Annotated in this window: 14 protein-coding genes; 6 read left to right on the plus strand and 8 right to left on the minus strand. The window is 64.5% G+C overall.

Features of this window, described 5'->3' with window-relative positions; all coding sequences use genetic code 11:
• Nucleotides 1-59: 59 nt before the first annotated feature.
• From lysW to ACSC1W_RS13445, 3 genes are all read right to left on the minus strand, one after another.
• Nucleotides 60-224 carry a lysine biosynthesis protein LysW gene (lysW, locus tag ACSC1W_RS13435; protein ID WP_435348041.1) on the minus strand — a complete coding sequence of 55 codons (165 nt, stop codon included), beginning with the start codon at nucleotides 222-224 and terminating at the stop codon, nucleotides 60-62.
• Between the two features lie 176 nt (nucleotides 225-400).
• A complete protein-coding gene (gene argH / locus ACSC1W_RS13440; RefSeq protein WP_435348042.1) occupies nucleotides 401-1,876 on the minus strand; it encodes an argininosuccinate lyase in 1,476 nt (491 codons plus the stop codon).
• A 1-nt stretch (nucleotide 1,877) separates the two neighbouring features.
• A complete protein-coding gene (locus ACSC1W_RS13445; protein ID WP_435348043.1) occupies nucleotides 1,878-3,146 on the minus strand; it encodes an argininosuccinate synthase in 1,269 nt (422 codons plus the stop codon).
• Between the two features lie 341 nt (nucleotides 3,147-3,487).
• On the opposite strand from ACSC1W_RS13445, the gene ACSC1W_RS13450 reads away from it, so the two are divergent.
• Complete coding sequence (locus tag ACSC1W_RS13450) at nucleotides 3,488-3,682, plus strand: DUF7554 family protein (RefSeq protein WP_435348044.1); 195 nt, start codon at nucleotides 3,488-3,490, stop codon at nucleotides 3,680-3,682.
• Between the two features lies 1 nt (nucleotide 3,683).
• Here the strand turns inward: ACSC1W_RS13450 and ACSC1W_RS13455 are convergent, their stop codons facing one another.
• The gene (locus tag ACSC1W_RS13455) at nucleotides 3,684-4,115 is read right to left on the minus strand and encodes an Ig-like domain-containing protein (RefSeq protein WP_435348045.1); all 432 of its coding nucleotides are present in this window, start codon (nucleotides 4,113-4,115) and stop codon (nucleotides 3,684-3,686) included.
• 99 nt (nucleotides 4,116-4,214) lie between these two features.
• Between ACSC1W_RS13455 and ACSC1W_RS13460 the strand changes: the two genes are divergently transcribed.
• The 3 genes from ACSC1W_RS13460 to ACSC1W_RS13470 all read left to right on the plus strand — a co-directional run bounded on the left by ACSC1W_RS13460 (nucleotide 4,215) and on the right by ACSC1W_RS13470 (nucleotide 6,804).
• Nucleotides 4,215-4,715, plus strand: coding sequence for a 2'-5' RNA ligase family protein (locus ACSC1W_RS13460; RefSeq protein ID WP_435348046.1), 501 nt, complete (start codon nucleotides 4,215-4,217; stop codon nucleotides 4,713-4,715).
• A 92-nt stretch (nucleotides 4,716-4,807) separates the two neighbouring features.
• On the plus strand, nucleotides 4,808-5,002 hold the full coding sequence (locus tag ACSC1W_RS13465) for a cold-shock protein (protein ID WP_435348047.1): 195 nt from the start codon (nucleotides 4,808-4,810) through the stop codon (nucleotides 5,000-5,002).
• 281 nt (nucleotides 5,003-5,283) lie between these two features.
• Nucleotides 5,284-6,804: a hypothetical protein gene (locus ACSC1W_RS13470; protein WP_435348048.1), complete on the plus strand. Its 1,521-nt coding sequence runs from the start codon at nucleotides 5,284-5,286 to the stop codon at nucleotides 6,802-6,804.
• Between the two features lie 6 nt (nucleotides 6,805-6,810).
• Here the strand turns inward: ACSC1W_RS13470 and ACSC1W_RS13475 are convergent, their stop codons facing one another.
• Entirely contained in the window at nucleotides 6,811-8,973 is a 2,163-nt protein-coding gene (locus ACSC1W_RS13475) for an ATP-dependent DNA helicase (protein ID WP_435348350.1), read from the minus strand.
• Nucleotides 8,974-9,087: 114 nt separating this feature from the next.
• Between ACSC1W_RS13475 and ACSC1W_RS13480 the strand changes: the two genes are divergently transcribed.
• Complete coding sequence (locus ACSC1W_RS13480; RefSeq protein ID WP_435348049.1) at nucleotides 9,088-9,279, plus strand: DUF8027 family protein; 192 nt, start codon at nucleotides 9,088-9,090, stop codon at nucleotides 9,277-9,279.
• Here the strand turns inward: ACSC1W_RS13480 and ACSC1W_RS13485 are convergent.
• Both ACSC1W_RS13485 and ACSC1W_RS13490 read right to left on the minus strand, forming a co-directional pair.
• Complete coding sequence (locus ACSC1W_RS13485) at nucleotides 9,276-10,235, minus strand: cation diffusion facilitator family transporter (RefSeq protein ID WP_435348050.1); 960 nt, start codon at nucleotides 10,233-10,235, stop codon at nucleotides 9,276-9,278. The genes ACSC1W_RS13480 and ACSC1W_RS13485 overlap by 4 nt on opposite strands.
• Before the next feature lie 60 nt (nucleotides 10,236-10,295).
• Complete coding sequence (locus ACSC1W_RS13490; RefSeq protein ID WP_435348051.1) at nucleotides 10,296-10,847, minus strand: hypothetical protein; 552 nt, start codon at nucleotides 10,845-10,847, stop codon at nucleotides 10,296-10,298.
• An 80-nt stretch (nucleotides 10,848-10,927) separates the two neighbouring features.
• Between ACSC1W_RS13490 and ACSC1W_RS13495 the strand changes: the two genes are divergently transcribed.
• Complete coding sequence (locus ACSC1W_RS13495) at nucleotides 10,928-11,461, plus strand: metallophosphoesterase (protein WP_435348052.1); 534 nt, start codon at nucleotides 10,928-10,930, stop codon at nucleotides 11,459-11,461.
• Nucleotides 11,462-11,637: 176 nt separating this feature from the next.
• Here ACSC1W_RS13495 and ACSC1W_RS13500 read toward each other — a convergent pair whose 3' ends face one another.
• On the minus strand, nucleotides 11,638-12,339 hold the full coding sequence (locus ACSC1W_RS13500; RefSeq protein ID WP_435348053.1) for an ArsR/SmtB family transcription factor: 702 nt from the start codon (nucleotides 12,337-12,339) through the stop codon (nucleotides 11,638-11,640).
• Between the last annotated feature and the right edge of the window lie 97 nt (nucleotides 12,340-12,436).

Raw genomic sequence — 12,436 nt, forward strand, 5'->3', positions numbered from 1 at the left:
GCGAGCCACCCCCACTGGCGGCCGTGTGCAGGGAGCTGTGCTGTACCGGTGGACATCGCTTACTCCCCCCAGTCCTCTTCGAGTTCGGGTGCCACGTCGAGAACCACCGGGGAAGTGTCGATCACTTCGAGCTCCGCACCGCAGGTCGTACAGTCGACTATCTCTCCAGCTTCGAGGTCCTCGTGCAGGGTCACGTCCGCCCCGCACTCGACGCATTCTGTCATCGGTAGTGTCTCGACGCCACACACACTTAAAGATTGCGAACTTACCAATAAAATTATGTTTCCTCTGGTGGCTCTAACAGGGTTGAAAACGGACAACAGCACGTAATCCGAACTTCGGTGTCGGATTCTATATGTTTCGTCCCCGTCGGGGGACTGGTGGCAGTGGGCGTGGTCGCTCAGACATAGTCGGTCACCGTCGTCGTGAGCCGTTCGTGGGACTCGTCGATGCTCTCGCGGAGGCCGTCGACGACCGATTCGTCCGTCGAGAGGCGAGCGTCCGCCTCGGTCACCTGGTCGGTGACCGCGTCGGGGGCGGGGCCGCCCGCCGAGTCGCGCATCGCCACGCTCTCGGCGGGGTCGAGCGCCGCCTCGACCGCGTCCCGGTCGACGTAGGCCGAGAGCGACCCGTCGAGAACCGTCGACGCCGCCTCGTCGACGGCCTCGTAGTCGGGGTCGCGCCCGTCCGCCGCCGCGAGTTCGGCCGCGGTCGCGAGTATCTCGTGGGCGGTCCGGAACGGGACGCCCGCCATCGCGAGCAGGTCCGCCACGCCGGTCGCGGTCGAGAAGTTAGACCCGGCCGCCTCGGCCAGCGTCCCGACCTGCCACTCCGCCGTGGCGACGCCACCGGCGGCGACGACGGCCGCCTCGGTGACGGCGTCGACGCTCGCCCAGACGTGCGGGGTCGCGTTCTGCAGGTCGCGGTTGTACGCGCGGGGCAGGCCCTTCAGCGTCGTCAGCAGTCCCGTCAGGCTCCCGGAGGCGTCGCCCGCGACCGAACGGACGAGTTCGAACGTGTCCGGGTTCTTCTTCTGGGGCATGATCGAGGACGTAGAGGAGTAGTCGTCCGAGAGGGCCAGGTAGCCCTGGTTCGCGAACAGGACGACGTCCTCGGCGAGGCCGGAGAGCGTCGTCGCCAGCGTCGCCAGTGCGCTCGCCGACTCGACCAGGAAGTCACGCGCCGCGGCCGCGTCCATGGAGTTCGTCACGACGCCGTCGAACCCGAGCAGGTCGGCCGTGCGCTCGCGGTCCACGTCGAACGGCGTGCCCGCGAACGCGGCCGCACCGAGGGGGCTGCGGTTGACGCGCTGGAAGGCGTCGACGAGGCGCTCGAAGTCGCGCGCCAGCGCCTGCTCGTACGAGAGCAGGTAGTGCCCCACCGTCGTCGGCTGGGCGTGCTGGAGGTGCGTGAAGCCGGGCATCACCGTGTCGGCGTGCTCGGTCGCACCCGCGAGCAGTGCGGCGCGCAGGTCACAGACCGCCTCGGCCGCGTCGAGCAGGTCGTCGCGTAGCCGGTGGCGGATACAGGTCGCGACCTCGTCGTTGCGAGAGCGCGCGGTGTGCATCTTCCCGCCCTCGGGACCGACCTGCTCGATGACCGCCGTCTCGATGGCTTCGTGGACGTCCTCGCCCTCGGGCAGGGCCCCGTGGCCCTCCACCTCGACGACGTTCAGCGCCGTCAGTATCTTCCCGGCAGTCGCGTCGTCGAGGATGTCCTGCTCGGCGAGCATGACGACGTGGGCGCGGTCGACGGCGACGTCGGCGGCGAAGATGCGCTCGTCGGCCGAGAGCGACGACACGAACCCGCGGGCGGGGCCGCCGCTGAAGCGGTCGCGCCTGACTGCGGTTCCGTCGTCGCTGCCGAATTCGGCCATCTCAGTCGTCCGCTGTGAGTTCGACATCTGTCTCCTCCTCGTCGGTACCCGCGTTGGCGAGGCGCGCCTGGAACCCGTGGTACTTCGCCACGCCGGTCGCGTCGGCCTGCTCGATGCCGTCGACGGTCTCGGTGTCGAACGAGGCCGCCGACTCGGAGTAGACCGCGTGCTCGCTCTCGCGGGCGACCGGGCGGACCGTCCCGCCCTGGAGCTTGACCGTCACGGACCCGGTGACCGTCTGCTGGCTCGCCTCGATGTACGCGTTCAGCGAGTCCATCAACGGCGCGTCGACGAGGCCCTCGTAGGCCTTCTGTGCCCACTGGGTCTCGACCTGGGGCTTGAAGTCGCGCTCGTCCTTCGTGAAGACGAGTTGCTCCAGCGCCTCGTGGGCCGTGAGCAGCACCGTCGCGGCCGGGTGCTCGTAGTTCTCGCGCACCTTCAGCCCGAGCATGCGGTCCTCCATCATGTCCGTTCGCCCGACGCCGTAGCTTCCGGCGAACTCGTTGAGGAACTCGACGAGTTCGACCGGGTCCATCGCACCGCCCGCACCGTCGGCGGTCGTCGCCGAGAAGGGGTAGCCCTGCTCGAACTCGATCGTCACGGTCGTCGTCTCGCCGGTCGGTGCCGTGGTCCACTCGTAGATGTCCTCCGGGGGCTCGTAGCTCGGGTCCTCGAGGTCCTTGCCCTCGACCGAGCGACTCCAGAGGTTCGTGTCGATGGACCAGTCGCCCTCGTTCCCGCCCTCGACGGGCAGGTCCTTCTCGGCGGCGTACTCCTGCTCCCACTCGCGGGTCAGTCCGAGTTCGCGCACCGGCGCGATGACCTCCAGGTCGGAGTCGCGCCAGACCGCCTCGAAGCGCAACTGGTCGTTGCCCTTGCCGGTACAGCCGTGGGCGATGCCGGTACAGCCCTGTTTCTCGGCGACGTCGAGGATGGCCTTCGCGATGACCGGCCGGGCCATCGCGGTCCCGAGGGGGTAGCCCTGGTAGGTCGCGTTCGCCGTCACCGAGGTCAGACAGAGGTCCGCGAACTCGGCTTTCGCGTCGACGACGTAGTGTTCGAGTCCGAGCGCGTCGGCCGTCTCCTCGGCCTCGTCGAACTCGGCCTCGGGTTGCCCGACGTCGACCGTGACGCCGATGACCTCGTCGTACCCGTACTCCTCCTCGAGCAGTGGGACACAGACCGTCGTGTCCAGTCCGCCCGAGAACGCGAGTGCTACTGTGCCGCCCGTCGTGCCGTCCGTGCTGCCGTCCGATGTCGTGTGTGTCATTGGTTGTCGTGGAAACTGACGGACTGCCGTCCGTCGAATTGAGTTGTAAACTGTGCCCAGCGCTGGGTGTGAGTAAGTGTGGCCCTAACGGGCCGGTCGTGGTCGCGGTCGTCGGACGGCAACACCGCTCGCCGAGAAGGTGCGAGCGTGGAAGTCGCGGTGTTGCCTCATCGTACTCTCACCTACCGCGAGAAGCCTATTAAAGCCTTGTGGGGAGGCAACTCTTACACGTCACTGGGTAGCACGAACCAGGGCCACGTGGCACACAATGGACGTTCGTCCACCTCGACCGGGCGGAGTTTGGGGCGGGTTTTTTATCAACACCGGGAGAACCGCGGCGTATGTTCGACGACAGAGCCTCCCTCGGAACCGAGTCGCTCTTCAGACTGGCACTGCTGCTCGTGGTCGCCCTGATCGCGCTGGAGGTGGTCGAGGAACTCCTCGGCGTCCTCGGCTGGCTCCTCGGCCCGTTCAAACCGCTGCTCGGACTCGCCATCGTAGTTCTCGCCCTGCTGTGGCTGGTCGACCGACTCTGAGTCAATCGGCACACCCGTCTGCGTGGGAATCGACGGGGAAGTCGAGGCCGCCGCCTGCCCCGACCCTGACGATGACGCCGTAGCAGTCCCCGTCCGAGTGGCTGTTCGGGAACGCTCGCTCGCGCCACTCGCCACCGTCGAGGCTGGCGCTCACGACGAACCGTCCCGGTTCGCGCATCCACGGTTCGTCGAAGACGGGTTCCGGGTTCTCCCCGGTCCCGTGTTCCGACGCTGGTGGGAGGTCGAACCGCCTGTCGAATCGCACCTCGCCGTCGCGTGCGACCCGGACGACGAGGTCGTGCGGTTCGTCGTGGTCCGTCAGGATGCTGAGGTCGGCAAGTCTGGTCGTCGAGTCCCCGAACTGGTCGAGACAGCCGGCGGTCGCGGCCAGCGCTCCGAGTCCGACGCGTCCGAGGAGGGCACGTCGTTCCACGTCCATCGCTCGGCAGTCGCGTGTCAAAAGCGCACCGCATCCTCGAGGCCCGTCGCCGTCGACCGCCACCCTCTTTTCCCTCGACCGCCGAGTTCGACCGTGTACAGCCTGAACGTCCCCGTCCCCGGGTCCGTCTCCCGGCTCGCAGGCGAGCTACGGCCGGCGCTGTTCGGCTTCGAGCGCGTGCGCGAGGACCACACCCTCCTCGCCAAGCGCATCGGGGACCCCGACCACTTCGACGCGCACACCCACGAGGTCCGGCGCGCCCTCCGGGGGCAACCGGCCTTCGAGGTGCAGGTGACCGGCGTCGACTACTTCACGGAACCGACGGTCGGCACCGCCCCCGTCGTCTACCTCGCCGTCGAGAGCCCCGGCCTCGACCAGCTCCACGACCGCCTCGTCGAGGAGTTCGGGGCCATCGACGGCCTGGAGGGCGAGGACTACACGCCCCACGTCACGCTGGCGCGCGACGGCGACGTCGAGACGGCGCGACGCCTCGCCGAGCGCGAGATAGACCCTGTCACGTGGACGGTGACCGAACTGGAGTTCTTCGACGCGACGTACCGGGAGGTCGCGGGGCGGGTTTCGTTGCCGGCGTGAGACGTGCGCGGCCCGTGTGGACGTGCACGCCCCGTCGTGGTACCACGACCCTCGGAAGTCTTATCCCTCAGCCGAGTGAATACTTTTTCGTAATGGCAAACGGTAACGTTGACTTCTTCAACGACACTGGCGGCTACGGTTTCATTTCGACAGAGGACGCGGACGAGGACGTTTTCTTCCACATGGAGGACGTCGGCGGTCCGGACCTCGAAGAGGGACAGGAGATCGAGTTCGACATCGAGGACGCCCCGAAGGGCCCCCGCGCGACGAACGTCGTCCGTAACTGAGTACGAGATTCGTCGGTCGCATCCCGCGACCGGTCGATGATTTCGTTCTTTCACTCTCACACTCCCGAGCGGTCGCTCTCCACATCGCCGAATATCGACTCTGGCTCGTCCGTGGACGGTCGACGAGCCGGCGTTCTTCGACGCGCCGTACCGGGAGGTCGCGGGGAGGGTTTCGTCGCCAGCGTGACTGGTGCCGGGTACAATATCTCTACCTGCCAAAATTAGTAAATTGAAAACTGGCCAATATTTATACGGGAGAATCGCTGTTGTTGCAGTTAGAAATGACGAGGCAAGGGATAGAGAACCTCGGTGTCCTCGCGGCCGCTGCTCGATATAACACTGAAAGAAGACCGATTCTTCGGGGGTACTTCGATACTGCTCTTCAGTCTGGACAGATATTTAGTACTGAAATTGTAGATGAAGCGGTTAGCGATTATTCGAAAGACCAGGATATCGACCCACGGAACCCAGAAGACGCGTTTCGCCAGTTGCTACTGATGTACCCTGACGATGCGGAGCCACAGCATTATCAAATTTACTTGAGTGTTAGATTCGGAGACATGAGCGAGCAGATTCGTAGCAATCAAGCGTACTCCGCAGTCGATTTAATTTCGTTTGAGGCATTCATACGCAATTTGGTCTCGGATAGAGCAGAACAGCTTGGCATATCTTCGAAGTACTATACCTATAGCGATAAAGAAGAGTTGGTCCAGGTAGACGAATTCGAACGACCAAGCGTGATATTCCAAAATAAGTGGATTTCTTGTATCGAATTTTCACGCAGTACTCTAATTGATTCTTTTTTAGCTGAGACAGAAGACCAACAACTTGCCCAGGAACAATCTGTTGCTAACCGAATTGATGCAGTTAACTCAATGATCAACTTCCTATCCAAATCTTATGACGAGAATGAACAATATTCTTCGTATCAATTCTTAGACACGCCCCTCTTTGAGGTGCCAGGAAAGGAAAACCGGATTCTAGTTCCGTTCCCATCACTACTGGTAAATACAGCCCATATTAGAATCGAGAATATATTCCAGAATGATGAAGGACTCAGAAAAACCGAAGACAGTGAGAAGGGAGAATTAGTCGAAGAATTGACCATGGATGCGCTTTCCGAGTTTGAAAGCCGGAATTTGATTCGGTCGTTTAAATATACGGACCCCCACCCGCGCGAAACAGACGGATTACTACTATTTGAGGACTCATTCTGGACCGTGGAGGTCAAATCGCATCCGATCTTCCGAAAGGTTCCAAACGACCTCTCGATAGCAATAGACAGATTCGAAAGCAAGGCCAAGAGTGCCATTGAACAAGGGCAGAACACAATCGAGTTCTTGAGAGAACAGGGGTCCGACATTTTATACAACCTCACTGGTGAGAAATCTACAGAGAATAAAGAGTACGGGACAATAGTCGTCCTCGACGGGTTACTACCTACTTTATTTTCTCAAAACCGACGTGTAGATCAGCTATTTGGTACCAGCAGTATCTATGATAGTGTTGAAGAGCATGACCGAGTTTATCTTATCACCCTCTTCGACCTGTTCGAACTGACGAATCAGGTTGACGAGTTAGACCGACTTGAAGACTTCCTCCTTTGGCGAACCGACTTCGGATTCAATATGCCAGTATTCTCATTCAATGAACGAGAATACTGGGCAATGTACTTCGATAATTACGAACCCGACAAAGAGTTTCAAGAGACAATCGACGATGCTGCAGAGAGAGATATACTCGTTACGTATATCAGCGAGCGTTTCAACGACAAGCCGTATTTGCCCAAGGATAGATTCTGAACCGTCTCACGGCTGCGGCGGCTCCCCGTCGTACCCGTCCACGTCCCGGTAGAAGTTCAGCATGGCGAACTTCAGCTTCTCGGGCCGCAGGTCTATCATCTCGTCGCGTTCCTCCTTCGGGAACGTGTCCCGGACGCTGTACTTGCCCATCTCGCCCTTGCTCCGGGCGGTGTAGCGCTCGTCGAGGAGGACGCGCACCCCGAAGTCCTCCGGTGACCGGATGACCCGCCCGATGGCCTGTCGCGTCTTCCTGACGGTCGGAATCTCGACGGCGTAGCGCCACCCGGGGTCGTCGTCGCCCGGCCGGCCGAACGCCTCGCCGTAGGCCTGCTGGACCGCCTCGGCCCTGTCGTCGAGGTGCGGGTACGGGACGCCGAGGACGACGACGGTGTGGGCGTCGTCGCCGTCGAAGCTCACGCCCTCCGCGAGCGTCCCCCACAGCGACGTGAGGAGGACGCCGTTCTCGTCCGCCGTGAACCGCTCTCGCAGGTCCTCGGCGCGGACGCCCGCCTCGTCGAGGTACACCGTCGCGTCCACCACGTCACGGAGTCGCGTCGCGTAGCGCTCCGCCTCGGCGTAGTTCGGCGTGAACACCAGCGTGTTCCCCGGCGTGAACCGGACCGTGTCCGCGAGCGTCGAACCGACGGTCTCCTGGACGGTCGCGTCGTCGCGGGCGCTGGCGAACAGCGCCGGCGTCGCCACGGCGTAGGTGCGACGGCGCTCCGGCGGGAACTGGAGGCCGAAGGCCATCGTGACGGGGTCGGTCAACCCGAGCACGTCCGCGGTGACCGAGAACGGTCGGAGCGTCGCGCTCATCAGCACCGTCGCGTGGACCTCCTCGAAGAGGTCGCGGGTGACCTCCTGGGGAATGCAGGTGTACAGTTCGGCCCGCCCGTACACCTCGTCGGTTCCCTGGTCGCGACGCACCGATGCGACCGGGTACAGGCCCTCGTCGGTCCCCTCGCGCATCCACGCGCCGACGAACCCGGCGGCCTGGAGGGTCTGGCACTCCTGTCTGGTCGTCGACTCGCCGTTCTTGTACGCCTCCTCGTAGGCGTCGTCGAGTTCGGACCCGAGCGTGAGGCCCGCCTCTAGGTCCGCCTTGTACCCCTGGCCCTCGTACAACTGGAGGAACCGCAGGGTCAGGTCGTCGCGCCTGTCCTCGTTGGCGACGGGCACGTCGACCCAGTCCTCGCCGACGCGTTCGCGCTCGCCGAACCCGAACGACCCCTCGTACGTCTCGACGAGGGCGTTCCGGAACGCCCGGAGGACGTTCTCCGCCCGGTCGGCGCGAGCGTCGTCGCTGTCGGCCAGTTCCTCCAGCGCCGCGTCCAGCGTCTGCTCGGTCAGCGTCCGCGTCGCGTGGTCCCGGGCCGCGCCCTCGACGTTGTGTGCCTCGTCGAACACCGTGATGACGTCGCCCGGGTCGCGTCCAAGCCACCGGAAGAACTGCTCGCGGATGGTCGGGTCGAGCAGGTGGTGGTAGTTACAGACGACGAGGTCGACGCCGTCCATGCCCTCCTTCAGGAGTTCGTACCCGCACAGCGTGCGCTGGTCGGCGAACTCGTAGACGTCGTCGGGCGTACGAACGTCGTCGAACAGCCACTGGTAGAACTCGTCGACGTTCCCGGTGAGGTTGTTCCGGTAGTAGTCACAGACGTTCTGCTCCTCGCTGATGCTGGCGACGCGCTCTTCGACCGAGTCGAGTTCATCGACGACGGCCTGGCGCGCCTCGGCGGCGTCGTCCTCGCCAGCCTGTGCCCGTGCGAGCAGTTCGCGCTCGCGTTCGCGCAGTTCCGCCTCCTCGCGGCGTGCGTCCACGAGGTCGCGGGTGTTGTCCCGGAGTACCTGACACTCCTCGTAACCGACGTCGATGTGGCACATCGACGCCTTGCCCCGGAAGACGACCGACCGGATGGGCTCCTGCCTGGTGATGGCGCGGGCCTCCTCGACGAACTGGCGCATCTGCTGGTGGACGTCCGTCGTGATGACGACCGTCTTGCCGGCGTCCCGGGCGTACTCCAGCGCCGGGACGAGCGCCGAGAGGGTCTTGCCAGTCCCGCAGGCCCCCTCGAACAGCACGTCCTGTCCCCGCACGAGCGACGTGTGTATCCGCTCCATCGCCTCGGCCTGGTTGCCGTAGGGCGAGTCGTACGGGAAGAACCGCATGTACTCGTCGGTGTCGGCCACACCGGCCATTGACCGGCTTCTGATAAAATGGTTCGTACCGCGAGAACGACCGGGTCCCACACGCCTAAGGTCGCTCGTGCCCTCTGGTAGCACATGCCAATACCCGGGTACGATATCGACGACCTGGACGAGAACCTGCGCGAGCGCCTCGCCCAGAAGGCGCTCGAGGACATGCTCGACGACGAGGAACTCGCACGGCTGGAGGCTGGCGAGAGCCTCACGGAGGTCCTCGACAGCGACGAGATAGAACAGTTGCTGGAGGAAGATACCGCCAGCGCCGACTAGGCTGACGACGCCGCTCGCGCTTCCGGTTCGATGTAGACCGTCTTGACGGCCGGGTCCGCCTCCTTCAGGTCGGCCTCGATCGCCGAGATGGCCTCGTCGATGTCGCTCGTCTCGAGACCCTCCTCGAACACCACGTCTGCGGTCACCACGAGTCGACCGGGACCGAAGTAGACCGTCCGGAAGTCCGAGATGGAGAGGACGTCGTCCCGGTCACGGATCACCTTCCGGAGCGGGCTCTCGGCATCCTCGGGCATGGACTCGCCGAGGAGCAGGCGCTTGTTCTCCCACGCGAGCGCGACCGCAAAGCCCATCAGCATGATGCCGATGAGCAGCGCGGAGACGGCGTCGTAGATGTGGTTGCCGGTCACGTTGGTGAGGTAGACGCCGAACAGCGCCAGGCCAGCACCGGCCAGGGCGATGGTGTCCTCGGTCAGGGCGGTCAGCGTCGTCACGTCGCTGGTCTTTCGGAACGCCTCGCGATAGCCGGACCAGTCGTTCCGTTCTATCTGGAGCTTCATCGCCTTGTTCGCCTTCGCGAGGGCGTAGGACTCGAAGACGATGGCGCCGATGAGGACGCCGTAGTTCACCCAGACGGCCTGTATCGCGAAGCCGAGTATCTCCGGGTTCCTCACCTCGGGCGTGTGCGGGTGCACGATGGCGTCGTACCCGTGTCTCGCCGACTCCCAGCCCGCGATGCCGAACAGCAGGACGCTGACGAGGAAGGCGTAGAAGAACTGTGCCTTCCCGTAGCCGAAGGGGTGACTCCGCGTCGCCTCCTTGCCGGAGTACCGGATGCCGATGAGGAGGAACACCTGGTTGCCCGTGTCGGAGATGGAGTGGTACGTCTCCGACAACATCGCCGGACTCTGCGTGAGGAGGAACCCGATAAACTTCAACACGGCTATCGCCCCGTTCGCGACGAGCGCGGCGATGACGACTGACTTGCTAGAGGCCATTGGCTAGCCGAGCGACCGCGAGCAAAAAAACGGTTCCGAAGCTGTCGGACCGGCGACGGCTCAGGGTGCGACGTACTCCCAGGTAGTCCCGGCCTCGCCCGGTCCGGCGACGCCCGGGAGCTGGGCCAGGCGAGGCTCGACGAACGACCACCAGCCCTCGACCGTATCGTAGCCCGCCTTGTGCGGGGGGAACACCTCCCGCTTGAACTCCCGGTCGCTGACGGTGCCGTTCTCGGCGAGGTACTCCCACGCGCGTTCGAGCGCGTCGCGGCGCCAGTCCTGCATCATCTCGCTCACGCCGGGCACGTCCATCTCCGCGATCGCCTCCTGGACGGCGGCCTCGCGCGCCGCCTCCGGGCCGTGACCGTCACCGGCGTGGGCCGCCGGCAGGTAGTACGCCCTGAGGGCGTCCGATTCGTCGACGAGGTCCTTCGAGTCTAGCTCGCCCGCGTCGACGAGGTCGTCGAGGACGGTCGCAGCCACCTCCCGGCCGACGTCCGTCTGCTCGGCGACCTCGGTCGCGGTCCGCGGCGCGAGCGAGTCGAACGTCGCGAGGACCACGGCGTCCGCGACAACTCGTTCGTCCCCCTGACGCTCGCGCTCCTGTGACATACACCCCCATTGTCGCGGCTGAACCAAAGGGGTTTTTGTCGAACGAAAATCACGTCTCCCCCCGGACCCTACCGGGCGCCATGCTCGTCGTCTGTTCAGATACGCACGCACGCGCCGGCCACTCGCTCTCCGGCCGGACCCTCGAAGCGGTGCAGGAGGCCGACATCGTGATTCACGCCGGGGACTTCACCACGACGGCGGTGCTGGACGCGTTCTACGAGACGGCCGGGCGACTGCGGGCGGTCCACGGCAACGCCGACGACCCGGCCGTCGCCGACCGACTGCCGACGACCCGGACCGTCGAGTACGAGGGCGTCCGTATCGCGGTGACACACCGGCGCGACGGCGGTCAGACCGGCCTGCGCATGTTCGGCCGACAGCAGGGGGCGGACCTCGTCGTCTCGGGTCACACCCACCGACCGGTCGCCGTGGAGACGCCGGACGTCGTGCTGTTGAACCCGGGGAGCCACGCACAGCCGCGTGGGAACCGTCCGGCACACGCCGAACTCGAACCGACGGCGACGGGACTCGAGGGTCGGCTGGTAGAACCCGACGGGACGGTGTTCGACCGCTTCACCGTTCCCGCCGGCGGCGCGCGTGGGGGGAAATCGTAACAGACGGGGGACGGTCGGGATGTCGGTCTGGAAGCCGACGCACGGTCCCGGGGGAGCGTGCCAGCTGCGTGGAGGGCCGAAGCCCCGGGACGCACCTGTACGTTCAGAATACGTATCAAAAGAGTTACCGTAGGCACAAAGGGGCGTTTGAGCCTCGGAATCGAGTCGGGAGACGGTCAGCGATTGGCCGTGTACCAGTAGGCGAAACCGGCGAGCAGGACGACCGTCCCGCCCAGCAGGAACGCGAGTCCGGGCGACACGGACGCCGACGCGGTGTCGGTGGCGAGCCGTGTCGCCTCCGTCGTCGTCTCGACGGCAGTCGTCGTCGCCGTCGTCGTCGTCTCGTTCGGATTACCCGCCACGGTCTCCGTCGTGGGTGGCGGAAGCGGCTGGCCGTCGTAGGGGCCACCCCCACCGAACGTGAAGAAGTCTCCGATACCACCACCGAACAACTGCTGGACGAACAACGACCCCACCGCGAGCAGGGCGAACGCACCGAGGAGCCGCGAGATAGCGGCCTTCAGGCCACTCGACTGCTCCGAACCACCTGCGAAGACGACGAGCGGCTGGTCTGCCGGTGCGTACACCTTCATCTCGCGACCTTTCGCCGAGTACGCGGTGTCCACCACCTCGATGATGTCGGCGTCCTCCAGCTTCTCCAGGTGATACTGGGTGTTCTGGAGCGAGGTATCGACCGTCTCCGCGAGCTGCGACGGCGTCGCAGGCTCGTCGTGGAGTGCGGTCAGTACCTCTCGCGCAGTTGCCGAAGAGAGTGCCCCGATGAGTTCGTCGGCGTCCTCGCTGTCCAGTCCGATGACGCGAGGTTCCGCGTCGTCGGCCGCCGACGTATCTGGAGCGGAGGGCAACAGGTCGGCCATGTCGTACGACTAGTCATCGTATGCCATGAAGGTTTGTATATCTTAGACGGCTGTTTGTGTCTCTACCGACAGTCAGCGCGGCCGTTCCTGCTCGTGG

It is taken from the genome of Haloarchaeobius marinus, from assembly GCF_051207415.1.
Lineage (GTDB): Archaea > Halobacteriota > Halobacteria > Halobacteriales > Natrialbaceae > Haloarchaeobius.

Excerpts from the sequence above, each read along its gene's own strand:
- lysW (WP_435348041.1), bottom strand. The coding sequence starts at position 224 with ATGACAGAATGCGTCGAGTGCGGGGCGGACGTGACCCTGCACGAGGAC.
- argH (WP_435348042.1), bottom strand. The coding sequence starts at position 1,876 with ATGGCCGAATTCGGCAGCGACGACGGAACCGCAGTCAGGCGCGACCGC.
- ACSC1W_RS13445 (WP_435348043.1), bottom strand. The coding sequence starts at position 3,146 with ATGACACACACGACATCGGACGGCAGCACGGACGGCACGACGGGCGGC.
- ACSC1W_RS13450 (WP_435348044.1), top strand. The coding sequence starts at position 3,488 with ATGTTCGACGACAGAGCCTCCCTCGGAACCGAGTCGCTCTTCAGACTG.
- ACSC1W_RS13465 (WP_435348047.1), top strand. The coding sequence starts at position 4,808 with ATGGCAAACGGTAACGTTGACTTCTTCAACGACACTGGCGGCTACGGT.
- ACSC1W_RS13470 (WP_435348048.1), top strand. The coding sequence starts at position 5,284 with ATGACGAGGCAAGGGATAGAGAACCTCGGTGTCCTCGCGGCCGCTGCT.
- ACSC1W_RS13475 (WP_435348350.1), bottom strand. The coding sequence starts at position 8,973 with ATGCGGTTCTTCCCGTACGACTCGCCCTACGGCAACCAGGCCGAGGCG.
- ACSC1W_RS13480 (WP_435348049.1), top strand. The coding sequence starts at position 9,088 with ATGCCAATACCCGGGTACGATATCGACGACCTGGACGAGAACCTGCGC.
- ACSC1W_RS13485 (WP_435348050.1), bottom strand. The coding sequence starts at position 10,235 with ATGGCCTCTAGCAAGTCAGTCGTCATCGCCGCGCTCGTCGCGAACGGG.
- ACSC1W_RS13490 (WP_435348051.1), bottom strand. The coding sequence starts at position 10,847 with ATGTCACAGGAGCGCGAGCGTCAGGGGGACGAACGAGTTGTCGCGGAC.
- ACSC1W_RS13495 (WP_435348052.1), top strand. The coding sequence starts at position 10,928 with ATGCTCGTCGTCTGTTCAGATACGCACGCACGCGCCGGCCACTCGCTC.
- ACSC1W_RS13500 (WP_435348053.1), bottom strand. The coding sequence starts at position 12,339 with ATGGCCGACCTGTTGCCCTCCGCTCCAGATACGTCGGCGGCCGACGAC.